This is a genomic window from Paraprevotella clara YIT 11840, assembly GCF_000233955.1.
In the GTDB taxonomy this organism is placed as follows: domain Bacteria; phylum Bacteroidota; class Bacteroidia; order Bacteroidales; family Bacteroidaceae; genus Paraprevotella; species Paraprevotella clara.
Genome location: NZ_JH376628.1, coordinates 35,008 through 48,830, shown reverse-complemented (window position 1 = coordinate 48,830; position 13,823 = coordinate 35,008). Strand labels below are relative to the sequence as shown.

Sequence of the window (13,823 nt, the reverse complement as noted above, 5' to 3'; positions counted from 1 at the left end):
CGCTGAAATGAAGGAAACGCAGGTTACCAAAAGTACTCCTCAGAATGAATATCTTGAAGAAGAAAAACGTCTGCTTAGTATAGACGTAAATGAACTTGCCGAGTTGAATGACAATGTGTATAGATTGAGGACGGATCTTACCGCATTGGTAGATTTATTAGGAAAATACAAACTGTCTATTACTCAGGATACGCAAGAGCAGGCTGTAATATTTGGCAATACCGTTCTTGGCCGGTTCATTGATCAAATTGAAACCAAGTGTACAGAGGTAGAGCAGAGGATTACTCAAATGGATAACCGTATTTCTCTATCATATAAAGCATTTTATATTTTGATTGTCATTCTAATTGCCCTATCCTCTTTCTTGGTCTGTATGATAGTGGCGAATGTAGAATTTTTGCATTCTGGATTGGTCTGGAAGACGATTGCTTGCTGCGGATTTATAGCGATTTTGGGAATTATAATGGTGATGGTAATAATAAGGATTTTGGTGATGTAATAACGGCCAAAGAAGTTTCAACCGACTATTCTAGTCAGTTGAAACTTTATATTATATGATTTTCATTTCAGAGAATTGGAATTAATTACACATTGAAGTACCTCTAGAAATTTGACAGCATGAGCTCCATCCATTTGTGTATGGTGGAATTGAAATGAAATAGTCAGGTATTTCCTGAAGAAACGTTTTTTTATTTTTCCCCATATCAGGAATGGATTATTGAATATACCACTATACATACCAACAGCACCATCTATTTCATAATTCACAAGAGCAGAGGTACCAATAACCATACTTTCAGTTAAATCATAGTTTTCACAGTTTTCTCTTACTTGTTTGGTCAATCGGATATAATCATCATTGAATTGAATCAGATTTTCTGAAAAAGGAATATCACAGGAATTTATTTCACCAATTCTATTGGCTACAATCGTATTCACGGCAATTGTATCATATTGAACCAATCTGTCACCAACAGGAAGTATATAGAATTCCTTAATTCCAGAAGCTGCTTTGCCGATACACCAACACATCAACATATTCAATTTCAGTCCTTTCTCTTTACTAGTTTTTACAAGTTTAGTCACATCTACCGTCTTGAAAAATGTAACCATTGGCATAGGTGCCTGCATCCACATCTTGTATGCATATGCTCGTGTGGTCATTTCGGGATTTATTACTTTCTTCATTTCTGTAACTTTAATTCTGGTACAAAAATAAAAAGGACGTTTGAGTACGGATAGAACAAAAGAGACATTATAATGGAGTGGTAAACAAATCGGAATATGGCTCACATATTTCTCTTAGTGATAAGGGAGTATATCCGCTGAGTGTCCTAAATTCACGTATAAAATGTGACTGGTCTGAATAACCGCATTGATAGGATATTTGCGCTAAACTGATACTTTCAGGTTGGTTTTGCATAAGTTTAAGGGATTTCTGAAATCGTATGATTCGTGCATACTTTTTCGGATTCATACCGACCATGGCAAGAAAAACACGTTCAAACTGTTTCTTGCTTAGGCAGGCAATAGATGCCAGTTCAGAAATCCTAATATTAGGATTAGAATACATTTGACGGATAACTGTCATAATCCTGTCAATATCCTGTTCACGTCTTGATGTTGAATTGATTCTTAACTGTGAAAGCAACCATTGTTCTATAAGATATATACAGAAGTTATTATCTTCACAATCCAAGACTCTCGCTGCAAGACAATTTAATTCCTTATTCTCCAATCCATAACCAGATACTTCCCTATTATAGAATAGAGATGTGGGGACATTAAGAAGGTACTCATGGCATAAGAATGAAACACTGCAACAATCATCTCTATATTATCCGTAGCACTAATATGGGACGAGAAGTTAACTTGTCCACTAATAGTCAGTTTATCCTGCTTCGTGCTTAATTCGGGAATATATAAAGCCGACTTTTTATGAAATATAATCTGAGGGCAACCAATTGGGAAGGTGTAGGTCTCGGTCGGCCGATTACTCTCAAATATCCAATAGTATCTGATATAATCCCTCAACTGCTGGCATGGTTTATAAAATCTGAATCCACTTGTCATCATTCTATAAAAGTTTATTTATTTTCCGGAATTCTGTAGGACTGACATCCTTGTATTTCTTGAATAATCTGTTCAGGTGGCTTTCATCAGTGAAGCCCAGTTCTTCTACTATTTCATTTATCCTCATATCGCTATGTAGAAGTCGGCTTTCCACCATCTTCATCTTATAATTCAATATATATTGTTGCATGGTTTCATTGGTCTGCTTCTTGAAATATTTTCCAAGATAATTGGGAGAGATACCAAAATGTCGACATATTTCTTTTGCTTTAATCTTTTCCGGGAAACAGATATTGGACTGTATATATTGCAGGATATTAAGTACCAGATCTGTCGAATTGTCATCCAGCCTTTCAGGAAGAAACATGGCCACATTTCTGGCTACCACTATAATTATAGTATTAATCAATTGCGCAATTATCTCGGTACTATAGATATGCTTGTTTCGGTATTCACGCATGATAGCCTCTATCATGGGTTTGACGAGCAGTTTATCCGTGGTGTTTCTTAGGATACACCCGGGCTGATGGTTAGCATGCTGGAGAATAAACTCCAGTCTCTGAATATTATCATCACCTAAAACAGCAGAATGGATATAAATATCATTGAATTTGATATAGACAAAATTTGTTCTGTTATGAATCTCAAATGAGTGAATATCGCCGGGAGTAATCAGAAACAGATGTCCGTCATGATACGGAAACTTATGGTTGTTTATCCATTGAATTCCTGTACCGGTCAGAATATATACCAATTCAAAAAATGTATGATCATGTTCTTTCAAGTTCGTATCATCTACCTCACTGAGGGTGATTTCGAAAGGCTGATGTAAGTTTTCTCTTTTCATGGGCTTGTATATATTCACAAAGATACAGATTATAGGAAAAATATTACAGAGTAAAATCAGAAAACTTGTATAATTTTGCCTTTGTAGTTAAAAGGAAACTGATTATGAAAACAGAACTGGAAAAATGTCTGTCAGGAGAATGGTATGATTGTCATGCTCCTATCTTTATCGAATTTAAGACGAAGACGCATAAACTGTTATTGGAATACAATGCCTTGCCCTACGATGCAAAAGAGAAGAAGTATGCTATACTGAAAGATATGTTCGAAAATATTGGAAAGAATGTTTCTGTAGGCAGTCCATTTATATGTGATTATGGATGCCACATAACGATTGGCAACAATGTCAGCATCAATACAGGGTGTACACTGGTCGATTGTAATAGAATTACTATAGGAAACAACGTACTGATAGGACCGAATGTACAAATATATACAGCAACCCATCCGGTTGAATTGGATAAACGATTAACACCTGTGGAAACGCCTGATGGAATAAAATATATACGCCATACGTATGCACTTCCTGTAACCATCGAAGATGGATGTTGGGTTGGCGGTGGAGTCATCATTTTACCAGGTGTCACCATAGGCAAAGGAAGTGTTATTGGTGCTGGTAGTGTCGTTACAAAATCTATCCCAGCTGATTGTCTGGCTGCAGGTAATCCTTGTAAAATCATCCGTAAAATCAATGTACCTAATGAACAAGATTAAGTTGGTAGCCTTCGATTTGGATGGAACCATTGCGGATACGCTTCCACTATGCATAAAAGCTTTCAGAATGGCTGTATAACCATATATATCACAGACTTTATCAGAAGATGATATCATAAAGACTTTCGGTCTGAACGAAGAAGGAATGATAAGAAAGGTGATTAAAAATGAATATTGGAAACAGGCACTACAAGATTTTTATCCTATTTACATGAAACTGCATCGTTTTATGTGTCCACAGCCATTTCAAGGTATACGTGAACTAATTATTCAATTAAGACAAAATAACCTAATTGTAGCACTTATCACAGGCAAAGGAGCAAAGAGTTGTGAGATTACATTACAGCAATTGGGGATGGATTCTGATTTCGACAGAATCATAACAGGTAATGCAGAACGAAATACCAAACATGAAGCTTTGAATGAATTGTTGAATGTTTATCATCTTTCTCCTTCAGAAATTGTATATATCGGAGATACTGTTTCTGATATAATGCAATGCAGGATGGTGAACGTGGTATGCTTGTCCGCTGCCTGGTGTGTAACAAATTCTATTCAAGAAAAACTGGAAAAATGCAATCCAGGAAAAGTATTCAACAGCATTGAGAAAATATCGGAATATCTTTTGAAACACACCAATGAATATTGAAAATATTTCCATATTTTTGAAATCTAAAAAAGAAATAGCATGACTTTATCAGATTGGTTCCAAGGATTCGAAAAAGGGATAAGCTGTCTGAACGAGGAACAGCGCGCCTCATTCTTTTCGGAATGCGGGAAAAATTGTGTGAAATGTGGAACACTACAAATCTATCAGAAACTATATGAAAAAGCAAATGGTGATTTGGACACCTTCTTTTCAGAAGCAAACAAACTGCCTGGAGTTAAAAGCGAAATCATTAACAAAGGTTCTGTGTATCATCTGCACTTTATGGAATGTACGTGCATGCTTCACCGGCAAGGATATGTTTCCACACCTTTACTTTGTGAGTGTTTCAAGCAAAGCATTCTTTACGTCTTACATTCATTATGGAAAGACAAGGCATTTCGGGTAACAATCTGCGAATCCATTTTACGAGGTAGCCAACATTGCAAAATGCAAATTGAAACAACAAACAATGGAAATACATAATTTACTGAACGTCAAATCAAGAACCGAGCTGCGTGAATGGTTAATACAGAACCACAAAACGGAGAAAGAATGTTGGGTAGTCGTGAAACGTGGTAGACCTACAGATGACAGTATTTTCTGGTATATCGATGCTGTAGAAGAAGCACTATGTTTCGGCTGGATAGACAGTACTACAAAAAAATAGCAGATGATTTCACAGCCCAGAAACTTTGCCCCAGAAAGCCAAGAAGCAATTGGTCCGAGCTCAATAAAGAAAGATGCCGCAGAATGGAACGGTTAGGATTGATGACAGATGCCGGAAGAGCCGTTCTACCGGATATGTCACCTAATGGTTTTACCATAGACAAGGATATATTACACAGACTACAATCTGACCCGGTAGTGTGGAACAACTTCTGCCAATTCCCTGATTTATATAGGCGAATCAGAATTGATACCATCCAAATTAAGAGGAATCAACCCGAACTTTTTGAAAGCCGCCTGAACAAATTTATAGAAAATACCCGAAAAGGACTTCTTTACGGAGAATGGAATGACAACGGAAGATTATAAATGCCACTGTCCAAAATTTCGGACAGTGGCATTTATCAACCAATAAAATTATATCTAATAATTGAAACTTTTGCCCATATTTCCTTTTTATAAATTTACTAATTTAGAAGATCCAAATAAAGCTTTAGATGATCTACGCAGCATAGTAACGAACTCCATCATTGCGAACCCTGCAAGAAAAGAAACTATTAGATATGTATTTAAATCTTTGCTGCTAAAAAGTGATGAAAACATAGAAGTCCGGAATGCAACTATAAGAAAGGCGGTTATTGGCACACCAATTATAGGTCGACAAACATACCAAGGCCACCATGTATCCATATTTTGTCCACCTTTATAACACTCCCAACCTATATAATCGTAAAACGTACGTGCACAACAACCTAGAAAAACTATACATAAAGTTAAAACAAAAAGTTGTTTTGTATTAGAGTAATTGTTGTTAGACTTATAAATTAGTTCATTTACCTTTTTTATATACTCTTGCTTATGAGAATCATTTTTTATAGAATCAATAGGTTCCATACAATTGTATAATAATTCTTTTTCGGAATTATCTATAGCTTTATAAGTAGAAATAGAAGTATCAGAAATAGCAAACCATACAGGCGGTTCATCCTTTATTCTCAGATTTTTTGTTAAATTCTGAATAGGAATTTCTACATTTGATTTTGATAACACATCTGAATAATAGATCGATGTATAATGTAATGCTATAAAGCAAACTATAATAGTTAAACTGAGTATTATAATTTTTTTCACATAAATTTTGTTATTTACATTACTCTTTTAAACAAATTACATTCTTTAATAAATTGATTGTCAATTGCATTTACATACGAAAGAAAAACATCAAGTGGCTCTCTAATAGTATTATTAGGAGTATTAAAATTTGTATAAGGGGATAATCTAATATATCTAAACACAGCATAAAAGTCAAGTGTTTTTTTACTTCAACATCTCTATCAATATTGTATTGTTCAAGGATAAGTCTTGTAAAAGGATGCGTAGGACTACTATGTGACAAGATATAACCAATACCCAAAAGTGGATCCCCCGACATCATTCCTTCAAAATCAATAAATGCAGCTAAATGATTATCTTTAGATATTATTATATTATCAAAACTAAAATCACTCCATACTAAGCATGGTGATGGTTCTTTTATTTTATCAACATAGTCAAAAAGTCCATTACAGATTTTAATATATTTTATTTTTTTGTCTGCTTAAAATATTTTCTAGACTTTTCTATTTCAGCCTTAAGAAAATGACTCCATGAATTATATTCATTGATTCTACCTCTATTGACACCACCATATTTATCGACTTTTATTTTGTTAATTTCTTGATAATTACTAATTACCTCAATACAAATATTCTTTAATTCATTCTCATTTAGAGTGGTGAATTTATCATTGAGTGTTTCACCTTCTACCCATTCATATATGAGATAAGCAATTTTACCTTCTGTTCTATTTATACAAACTGGCAATGGAGCTTTTATACCTTTTTTTGCAAAATCTATAAGATATGAATATTCAACTTCAGCTAACCATCTTCTTGGATTTGGATAACAACGGACAACATACTTTTTAGTTTTTGTATGCATCTTGTATGTATCAGTCATTACCCCTTTATTAATATACTCAAGTGTTATATCATTCCAACCTTCAGCATTTAACTGTTTAAAAACTGTATTTATCGATGTAAACATTTGTATATATGTAAATTAAATTCCTTACTTATATTTGGAGTAAAAAAATATGTTTTAAACATTTCTAGGTCTTTAATCCTGTAAGTATTTTTTTATTGCCCATTCCTTTGTTTGCTTTTCAAATTCAAAACCTAATTTATTTTGAAAATGAAGGAGACGAAACCAAAAAACAGAAATAGCCGACAGAGGTATATCATTAGAAACAGGTCTTTCTGGAAAATCCAAACGAACAGCTCGTAAAACACGATTGTTTATATCTGTTATGCCATGTACAGGATCATAAATAGTGCCTGTTTTAATATTAACACCTATTGCATTGGCAGTAAAATCAAAATTTTTCAACAAATCGTCAATTGTAAGAATTGGTTTAGGAGAAACTACAAAATTGTAAAATGGAACAATGTCGACATAATGCCCATCAATTGCATTTGAATAAAATCGAGGTGAGCCATATTGTCCATATACAACACGGCCATATTTCTCTAAATATGTAATTAGCATATTCAGTTCTTCTATCGTACAGTTTATAAAAACATCAATATCCTTACCACCATTTCCATATAAGATATAGTCACGAATATACCCACCACATATATAAAAATTTTCTATGTCTTGATAATCAAATAAAATATTCCATATTGGATGCTTATTTAAAAATTGGAGACTAGTTATTTCATTCATCTTTTTATTAATATTATATTGATTCTTTTTAATTCAGGAACTTTCTCATTGAAGGTGTCTATATCAATATTGAGCAGACTAAGCATCAATAATTGAATTTATAATATCAATTATTGGGCGGAAGTTCTCCCATGATTCTTTAGATATTTCTATATAGTCATTTTGAATAGCATCTGCAAATTCATTCTTTTTCGCTAAATGGTTTACATATTGAGCATCATAAACGGCTTGTCCTCCATTATTCTCAATAATTTTATCTTCTCCTGCACCATTTCTATCGTTCAACCGTAATGACGGATCTGATATACATTGTCGTGTACTATCATTTTTAAATTCATTACCAAAAAACAAATGTGTTTTATTCGGAAGTAACGCATGAATTTCGTCATCTGAATATAGATATTCAATAGAAATATTAGTTCTTCCCTCTTTTTTCCTCGATTCTGGGCATGGAATGCAAAATGCAAATGCGTTATTGCCAAGCTGTTTATATGGGTCTGGATACTGAGAAACCAATTTTGGTATATCTCTATCAAAAATTGCTATTACTTTGTGCGGTTGTCCAATGACTTTTGTTTTTGAAATGTTGTTAATAAGTGAGTCGACATTAGACCATCCATCAGGTTGGTCCTCTGGTTGTAATATATCAAAACGTCTTTCGATACCAAGTTTTTCCATAGCCTTTAATATGTGTTTCAAATCTGTTTTCCCCTCAGTAATAATGATTGGGCGAGTTAACACGTTCATCTCATTGTGTAAAGAGGCAAGCTTTGTTGCATAGTCATTTCGCTCTTTTAGAAACACTTCGTAAGCTTCTTGATATACGGCATTATTTGTAGGGGCTACGTTGATACCACCATTGTCAAAATCAATGATTGTACTCCGTTCTAGACATTCGTCTGCTAATCCCATATTCATAAATGGGGAATGACTACTTAATATAAATTGGACATTAGGGAATGCCTTTAATAGTTTTGGAAGAGATTCTTTCTGTAATTTTATATGTAGGTGTTTGTCTATCTCGTCAACCAATACAATGCCTTGAATACTTTCATTTGTTACTCCGTTGAATAGATTGTCTCCTTGTCGCAATATTTCTGCAAATATACAAATTAATGCAAGCTCCCCTGTCGAGAGATTGAAAATGGTAGGGCATAGTTCAACAGAATCGTCTGCTTTGACTACTGAGACTCTAGAAGCTCCTTTATTCCTTTTACCAATGGCAAAGCGTACATTTCCATCAGGATATTTTGATGACAAAGCTTCTCTTAAAATTCGCTGTAGACTTTCCCATATTTTGTTTTCCGGAGTGATGTCAATATTTTTCCCATCAATTACCTGAGTTCGTTTATATAACTCTCCGTCTATAACGATATCCATAATCCAATTTACAAGACCATTTATGCCTGTAATAACTTCGATTGGATTCGGTAATTCATTACTGAAACGATTTCTTGTATTAAAAGATAGTTTTACGTTATAGGGATCATTTAAATAGTTTGGAACTTCGTATCTGTAAGATGGGAAATAGGATACTACATTTGTGTTGAATATATCTTTAATCTCAGATGATTTAACCGTTGATGATACTTCTTTTGTTAAACCTCTTTCATTTAGTTCTTTTGAAAATATTTCAAAAGGAATTCTGTCTTCAAACGGTACCATTGACAAATAATCTTCTTTGGTACATTTGTTTCGAATATCTATATAATCGATATATTTATCTCCGTTTTTGAAACGTATATAAACCATGGATGGTTTGGATGAATCCATGTCAAACAAAGAAGAAGAAATTCGATAATAGAAATTTTCTTTGCCTTTGTACGTATCGGAATAGATATTTTTGGTCAATTCAACCCATGCATCCATAATATATGAGAGCAGCGTCGTCTTACCTTTTCCGTTTACTGATGTAAGCACAATAATTCCATTTTCTTTAAACGATAAATCTAAGTCATTTTGAAATGGAGACCTGTTTTTAATAATTATTCTGTCTAAACTAAATTTCATATTTCAATCATCTTTATTTCGTTTATAAGTATTTTCTATTTCGGAGTATGTGATTTCATTCTGACAATTCATCTCTTTGATATTTTCTGCATCGATAACAAGAATGATGTTTTCCCAACTCCTCTATCACCAAATATAGAAATAGAAATAGTGTTATGAGAACGATATATGACTTCTCCCAATTTTGAAAACTCATCCAATTTATTTGGATATTTCTCCGCAATATTGAGCTGATCATCAATTAAAGAGGTTACCTTATCATATTTTCCTTGATGAAGACGTGAGCCCTCATTAAAAGCATTTGCACTTAAAGAATCTTGGATTTTTATTCGTATTTGATCAGAATTATTCATAGCTTTTCTAAATAATATATTCAAGCAATATACAATATCTACCGATTTAAGCTAATAGATAATAAATCACACAATCGTATTAAATTTCCCCAAATTTTAACTCTCCTTTTAACATCTCATACACATAAGCCGAACTTTCAATATAGAGTCCTGTAGATTCATCAGAGAGTTTTGCAAAAGTCTCTGAGTTGTAAAATTCTTTGAGAGCAGTTGACAAGTCACATCTATTATCCTCCATAAGATAAGCTATTATATCTTTAGTAATGCCTTCCACCAGATATTTCATTTGTTTATTCATATTCTATGCAAGTATTTAATGGCTTTTGCCGAGTGAAAAAAATATTGTGATGAAACCTTTTTGTATTTTAAACCATTCACGAGCATTTGCAAATCAATAATTCCATCATCAAAATTACGAAACAAGGTTGCAATGGTATCATCGGCAACAGGACCTATTACGATGTCAAAAGAATGTGTTGGTTGCATGTTTTTCCTGCTACGGTTAGCCATCACAAATAAAGCCCATTCTTCATTTGGATCTTCAAATGTTTTGACCGAAAGAGTCTTTAAAGCTGTTTCATCAAATTCAAACTCTGTAACAACGGCTTCTCCACCATATATAGCAGATGTACGTCTGGCCATTTGTTCCACCTGCTCCTTAATCTCTGTCAGATAAAATCCCTGTCCGAAATCCTTATAAGGTTTACATTTTGATAGATCTATCTGCTCAATTATTATATTCGAACCATGATATAGTTTCATTGAATACCTCCTCCATTATTCAAACATACTTGCGTAAGATCCTGCACACTGTCATCGAATGAAAGTAAATGCTCTGCATCATAATGTTCCGTAAGGAAATCAATACCTTTAAAGCGTATCAGGTAATTACTTGCCTCACGAACAGAAAGATGATGGCTTTTGGCAAATTCACTAACGGTAGCAACTATATATGCAATCACGTTTTTATCAATTTCCGGCTCGTTTTTTAAAACAACAGAAGCAGATATGCCAAGGGCATCGAGCACTTTTGTAACAGTCTTTATTGTGAGTCCCTTTCCACTTTCTATTTTTGAAATCTGAGCTTTACCGACTCCTACCCGTTCACCGAGTTCCTCCTGAGTAAGTCTTTTGCGAATACGCTCATTACGAATTATCGAACCTATATTTTCTAACCTATTTGTCATACCATATATATTTATACGCTAACAAATATACAACAAAGTTTCCAAAACAGGAAACAATTATAAATTAATATTGTGTTCTACCTTTACTTTATTGCCGTATTCATATATACGTCTATTAAAATAAAGTCAAATAAAGGGAAAAGAGAAAATAGTTCACCTTCTTCCCTCTGTTAAGCAAAACGATATACGCGAAACTCTCTTTCATTTAGTTGACATACTTGGCGAAAAACTCACGTATTATTTGTACCTTTGTAAGTAGATAGAAAACAGGTGAACTTCAGTTGGAAAATTTAGATTTCCACGGTTCTAATTTTATGTTGAAGAATAAACGTAGGAACAGTAAATTCAGGTTCAAAAACACCCCATTATGGTCTAAAAAATATTTTTCTACCGTTTAAAATATAAGTTTTTGATTATCAATTACATCTACATGTTGCATCGGGAATAGATACGGTGTGTCCACCTTACATTAGAATCTCTGTGGTGATTAGCATCAGCAAACATACGTCTTATTTCTGCTTCTGTACATAGATAGTTATCTTCATGGTTTCTTCTGTAGGTATACTTACCTTTTCCTTGTTGTGATCCAAGATTTTTAAATGATTGATATTGCCTAAGGTTATAAAAAAATAATAGAATAGGTATTAGTTTGTGATATTTGTAGAAATGATGCAAATAGATTAATCTTATTTGTGGATATGGATATTTAGTTATATATTTGTGGAAAAACAAATTGTATGATAGCAGAAATTAGATTTAAGAACATGTTCTCATTTAGAGACGAGGCTATATTAAGTTTTGAAGCTGATAGAAGTAAGGATATGGAATCATATCATGTTGTTGAATTGGGTGGCGGTGTGAGACTATTGAAAGTGGCTGTTATTTATGGAGCAAATGCTTCGGGTAAGAGTAATATTATTAAGGTTTGTGATTTTATCAAGTCATTCATTACTTATACTCCACTTAATAAGGCAGAACAAATTCAAGTAGTCCCGTTTCTCCTGAATAAAACAAGTTCAAAGCAGTTATCTGAATATTCGATTTCGTTCTATTTGAAGAATGAGGAGAAAGCTGTTTGTTATGTCTATTCAGTAGCTTTAGATAGATGGCACGTAGCAAAGGAAAGTTTAATTTATTATCCAAGTCAACAGCCTGCTACTATATTTGAAAGAAATACTGAGAATAACGTATCTGTTATTAAATTTGGACAGAAAATCAAGATGTCGCAAGCTGTCAAAGAGGAAATAACATTGAAGTGTTTGCATAATATGTCAGTTTTTGCCGCCTATATGCAGGTGAATACACATATTGTAGAACTAGAGACGGTTCTTCAGTATCTAACCAATCAGGTTATGCCGGCTATTGTACCTGCATCATCTTTAAGTCGTTATGCCGAAGAATCAATCAAGAATGAGTCAGCAAAAGATTATATTTTGAGATATCTGCAGGAAGCAGATTTTAATATTTCAAATATTACTTCCAAAGAACAGGAAACGCATAAGGGGCCGATTAATTATACTATGTATCAGCATAAAGTTTCATCTGATTATGGTAACAATGATTATTATGAGTTTCCGGAACTGTTTGAATCGGACGGTACTATTCGTACATTTGGCTTGGCTGCTCAAGTACAAAAGATTCTTGAAAGAGATGCTTTTCTCGCAGTTGACGAGATTGAATCTTCTCTTCATCCGAAATTGATAGAATACATCATTGAACGTTTTCTAAAAGAATCAGAACAGGCACAGTTGTTGCTCACTACGCATTATGATGGACTGTTAGGAGAGGAAGATTTGCTTAGAAAAGATAATGTTTGGTTTACTGAAAAGAATCTGGATGGTTCAAGTGTACTGTATCCTCTGACAGATTTCAAGGGATTGAATAGGATCAGTTCTCTCCAAAAGGCATATAAGTTCGGTAAATTCGGTGCAGTTCCTAATCTATAATCGTGTATTTTTATGAGAAAAGCAAGAAAAAATACAGTGACCAGACAGGTTATTCATATCGTCGGTGAGGGTTTGACTGAATTATTCTATTTCAGTCATTTGAAAAAAATGCTTGGTTATAGATACTCTATTTCTCCTCGTTTATTTGAAAACAATAGTATTGAGAAAATAGAAAAGAAAATAAAGGAACTTCTGGATGAAGATGTCTTTGTAATATGTGTTTTTGATGCTGATGTTAGCAGGCGTTCTGATGCAGAGAATAAAAAATGGTATCGCTCAAAAAGAAATATGAAAATAATGCTAATGTGATTCTTTGTGATAGCTTACAGTCAATAGAATATTGGTTTTTACTACATTTTGAAGATACATGTCGACATTTCCAAGATTCAGCAGCAACAGAAAGAGCATTAAAGCAATATCTGCCAACATATGATAAAACTCGGAAATACCTTGAGAAGGATAAATGGGTTAAAGAAATGCTTGCAGGCTCAAAAATGGATAAAGCATGTGAATTGGCCGAAACATATAAAGGTAGAGATTCTTATAGCGAGATTTATAAGGCGATTAAAAAAGTTAGTGAATCGTTGTAATAAATATGAATTGATGAAAAAAA

Annotated in this window: 18 protein-coding genes and 2 pseudogenes; 7 read left to right on the top strand and 13 right to left on the bottom strand. The window is 33.6% G+C overall.

Annotation, left to right across the window (positions count from 1 at the left end; genetic code table 11):
* Positions 1-7: 7 nt before the first annotated feature.
* Entirely contained in the window at positions 8-499 is a 492-nt protein-coding gene (locus HMPREF9441_RS14945; protein WP_008622626.1) for a hypothetical protein, read from the top strand.
* Between the two features lie 62 nt (positions 500-561).
* Here the strand turns inward: HMPREF9441_RS14945 and HMPREF9441_RS14940 are convergent, their stop codons facing one another.
* From HMPREF9441_RS14940 to HMPREF9441_RS14930, 4 genes are all read right to left on the bottom strand, one after another.
* The gene (locus HMPREF9441_RS14940; RefSeq protein ID WP_008622625.1) at positions 562-1,188 is read right to left on the bottom strand and encodes a CatA-like O-acetyltransferase, family 2; all 627 of its coding nucleotides are present in this window, start codon (positions 1,186-1,188) and stop codon (positions 562-564) included.
* 67 nt (positions 1,189-1,255) lie between these two features.
* Positions 1,256-1,486, bottom strand: a complete 231-nt coding sequence (locus tag HMPREF9441_RS19115) for a helix-turn-helix transcriptional regulator (protein WP_244949807.1) — start codon at positions 1,484-1,486, stop codon at positions 1,256-1,258.
* Between the two features lie 233 nt (positions 1,487-1,719).
* Positions 1,720-2,073, bottom strand: a complete 354-nt coding sequence (locus HMPREF9441_RS19245) for a DUF6597 domain-containing transcriptional factor (RefSeq protein ID WP_336495123.1) — start codon at positions 2,071-2,073, stop codon at positions 1,720-1,722.
* Between the two features lie 4 nt (positions 2,074-2,077).
* Complete coding sequence (locus tag HMPREF9441_RS14930; protein WP_008622623.1) at positions 2,078-2,920, bottom strand: AraC family transcriptional regulator; 843 nt, start codon at positions 2,918-2,920, stop codon at positions 2,078-2,080.
* A gap of 104 nt (positions 2,921-3,024) precedes the next feature.
* On the opposite strand from HMPREF9441_RS14930, the gene HMPREF9441_RS14925 reads away from it, so the two are divergent.
* The 4 genes and pseudogenes from HMPREF9441_RS14925 (at position 3,025) to HMPREF9441_RS19110 (ending at position 5,317) form a co-directional block, all read left to right on the top strand.
* Positions 3,025-3,633 carry a sugar O-acetyltransferase gene (locus HMPREF9441_RS14925; RefSeq protein ID WP_008622621.1) on the top strand — a complete coding sequence of 203 codons (609 nt, stop codon included), beginning with the start codon at positions 3,025-3,027 and terminating at the stop codon, positions 3,631-3,633.
* Positions 3,620-4,282 (top strand): annotated as a pseudogene (locus HMPREF9441_RS14920) (HAD family hydrolase). Before HMPREF9441_RS14925 ends, HMPREF9441_RS14920 begins: the two are co-directional and overlap by 14 nt.
* 39 nt (positions 4,283-4,321) lie before the next feature.
* The gene (locus HMPREF9441_RS14915) at positions 4,322-4,765 is read left to right on the top strand and encodes a hypothetical protein (protein ID WP_008622616.1); all 444 of its coding nucleotides are present in this window, start codon (positions 4,322-4,324) and stop codon (positions 4,763-4,765) included.
* 267 nt (positions 4,766-5,032) lie between these two features.
* Positions 5,033-5,317, top strand: coding sequence for a YdeI/OmpD-associated family protein (locus tag HMPREF9441_RS19110; RefSeq protein ID WP_244949801.1), 285 nt, complete (start codon positions 5,033-5,035; stop codon positions 5,315-5,317).
* 87 nt (positions 5,318-5,404) lie between these two features.
* On the opposite strand, the gene HMPREF9441_RS14905 is transcribed toward HMPREF9441_RS19110, so the two are convergent.
* The 9 genes from HMPREF9441_RS14905 to HMPREF9441_RS14865 all read right to left on the bottom strand — a co-directional run bounded on the left by HMPREF9441_RS14905 (position 5,405) and on the right by HMPREF9441_RS14865 (position 11,264).
* On the bottom strand, positions 5,405-6,079 hold the full coding sequence (locus HMPREF9441_RS14905) for a hypothetical protein (RefSeq protein WP_008622613.1): 675 nt from the start codon (positions 6,077-6,079) through the stop codon (positions 5,405-5,407).
* Positions 6,080-6,149: 70 nt separating this feature from the next.
* Positions 6,150-6,428 (bottom strand): hypothetical protein, encoded by a 279-nt coding sequence (locus HMPREF9441_RS14900; protein WP_244949806.1) that lies wholly within the window; start codon positions 6,426-6,428, stop codon positions 6,150-6,152.
* Positions 6,429-6,529: 101 nt separating this feature from the next.
* Positions 6,530-7,033, bottom strand: a complete 504-nt coding sequence (locus HMPREF9441_RS14895; protein ID WP_008622611.1) for a phosphotransferase — start codon at positions 7,031-7,033, stop codon at positions 6,530-6,532.
* 72 nt (positions 7,034-7,105) lie between these two features.
* A complete protein-coding gene (locus HMPREF9441_RS14890; protein WP_008622610.1) occupies positions 7,106-7,714 on the bottom strand; it encodes a tRNA nucleotidyltransferase/poly(A) polymerase family protein in 609 nt (202 codons plus the stop codon).
* Between the two features lie 78 nt (positions 7,715-7,792).
* The gene (locus HMPREF9441_RS14885; protein ID WP_008622609.1) at positions 7,793-9,724 is read right to left on the bottom strand and encodes an AAA family ATPase; all 1,932 of its coding nucleotides are present in this window, start codon (positions 9,722-9,724) and stop codon (positions 7,793-7,795) included.
* Positions 9,725-9,792: 68 nt separating this feature from the next.
* Complete coding sequence (locus HMPREF9441_RS14880; protein WP_008622607.1) at positions 9,793-10,077, bottom strand: hypothetical protein; 285 nt, start codon at positions 10,075-10,077, stop codon at positions 9,793-9,795.
* 79 nt (positions 10,078-10,156) lie between these two features.
* Positions 10,157-10,375, bottom strand: a complete 219-nt coding sequence (locus tag HMPREF9441_RS14875; RefSeq protein ID WP_008622606.1) for a hypothetical protein — start codon at positions 10,373-10,375, stop codon at positions 10,157-10,159.
* Positions 10,372-10,839 (bottom strand): DUF3990 domain-containing protein, encoded by a 468-nt coding sequence (locus tag HMPREF9441_RS14870; RefSeq protein ID WP_008622605.1) that lies wholly within the window; start codon positions 10,837-10,839, stop codon positions 10,372-10,374. Before HMPREF9441_RS14870 ends, HMPREF9441_RS14875 begins: the two co-directional genes overlap by 4 nt.
* Positions 10,836-11,264 carry a DUF3791 domain-containing protein gene (locus HMPREF9441_RS14865; RefSeq protein WP_008622604.1) on the bottom strand — a complete coding sequence of 143 codons (429 nt, stop codon included), beginning with the start codon at positions 11,262-11,264 and terminating at the stop codon, positions 10,836-10,838. Before HMPREF9441_RS14865 ends, HMPREF9441_RS14870 begins: the two co-directional genes overlap by 4 nt.
* A 737-nt stretch (positions 11,265-12,001) precedes the next feature.
* Here HMPREF9441_RS14865 and HMPREF9441_RS14860 point away from each other — a divergent pair.
* Entirely contained in the window at positions 12,002-13,210 is a 1,209-nt protein-coding gene (locus tag HMPREF9441_RS14860) for an AAA family ATPase (protein ID WP_008622603.1), read from the top strand.
* Positions 13,211-13,222: 12 nt separating this feature from the next.
* A pseudogene (locus HMPREF9441_RS19240) lies at positions 13,223-13,800 on the top strand (RloB family protein).
* The last annotated feature ends 23 nt before the right edge of the window (positions 13,801-13,823 follow it).

What these genes read in the sequence shown, in the direction of transcription:
- HMPREF9441_RS14945 (WP_008622626.1), top strand. Translation starts at nt 8, where the DNA reads ATGAAGGAAACGCAGGTTACCAAAAGTACTCCTCAGAATGAATATCTT.
- HMPREF9441_RS14940 (WP_008622625.1), bottom strand. Translation starts at nt 1,188, where the DNA reads ATGAAGAAAGTAATAAATCCCGAAATGACCACACGAGCATATGCATAC.
- HMPREF9441_RS19115 (WP_244949807.1), bottom strand. Translation starts at nt 1,486, where the DNA reads ATGGTCGGTATGAATCCGAAAAAGTATGCACGAATCATACGATTTCAG.
- HMPREF9441_RS19245 (WP_336495123.1), bottom strand. Translation starts at nt 2,073, where the DNA reads ATGACAAGTGGATTCAGATTTTATAAACCATGCCAGCAGTTGAGGGAT.
- HMPREF9441_RS14930 (WP_008622623.1), bottom strand. Translation starts at nt 2,920, where the DNA reads ATGAAAAGAGAAAACTTACATCAGCCTTTCGAAATCACCCTCAGTGAG.
- HMPREF9441_RS14925 (WP_008622621.1), top strand. Translation starts at nt 3,025, where the DNA reads ATGAAAACAGAACTGGAAAAATGTCTGTCAGGAGAATGGTATGATTGT.
- HMPREF9441_RS14915 (WP_008622616.1), top strand. Translation starts at nt 4,322, where the DNA reads ATGACTTTATCAGATTGGTTCCAAGGATTCGAAAAAGGGATAAGCTGT.
- HMPREF9441_RS19110 (WP_244949801.1), top strand. Translation starts at nt 5,033, where the DNA reads ATGGAACGGTTAGGATTGATGACAGATGCCGGAAGAGCCGTTCTACCG.
- HMPREF9441_RS14895 (WP_008622611.1), bottom strand. Translation starts at nt 7,033, where the DNA reads ATGTTTACATCGATAAATACAGTTTTTAAACAGTTAAATGCTGAAGGT.
- HMPREF9441_RS14890 (WP_008622610.1), bottom strand. Translation starts at nt 7,714, where the DNA reads ATGAATGAAATAACTAGTCTCCAATTTTTAAATAAGCATCCAATATGG.
- HMPREF9441_RS14885 (WP_008622609.1), bottom strand. Translation starts at nt 9,724, where the DNA reads ATGAAATTTAGTTTAGACAGAATAATTATTAAAAACAGGTCTCCATTT.
- HMPREF9441_RS14880 (WP_008622607.1), bottom strand. Translation starts at nt 10,077, where the DNA reads ATGAATAATTCTGATCAAATACGAATAAAAATCCAAGATTCTTTAAGT.
- HMPREF9441_RS14875 (WP_008622606.1), bottom strand. Translation starts at nt 10,375, where the DNA reads ATGAATAAACAAATGAAATATCTGGTGGAAGGCATTACTAAAGATATA.
- HMPREF9441_RS14870 (WP_008622605.1), bottom strand. Translation starts at nt 10,839, where the DNA reads ATGAAACTATATCATGGTTCGAATATAATAATTGAGCAGATAGATCTA.
- HMPREF9441_RS14865 (WP_008622604.1), bottom strand. Translation starts at nt 11,264, where the DNA reads ATGACAAATAGGTTAGAAAATATAGGTTCGATAATTCGTAATGAGCGT.
- HMPREF9441_RS14860 (WP_008622603.1), top strand. Translation starts at nt 12,002, where the DNA reads ATGATAGCAGAAATTAGATTTAAGAACATGTTCTCATTTAGAGACGAG.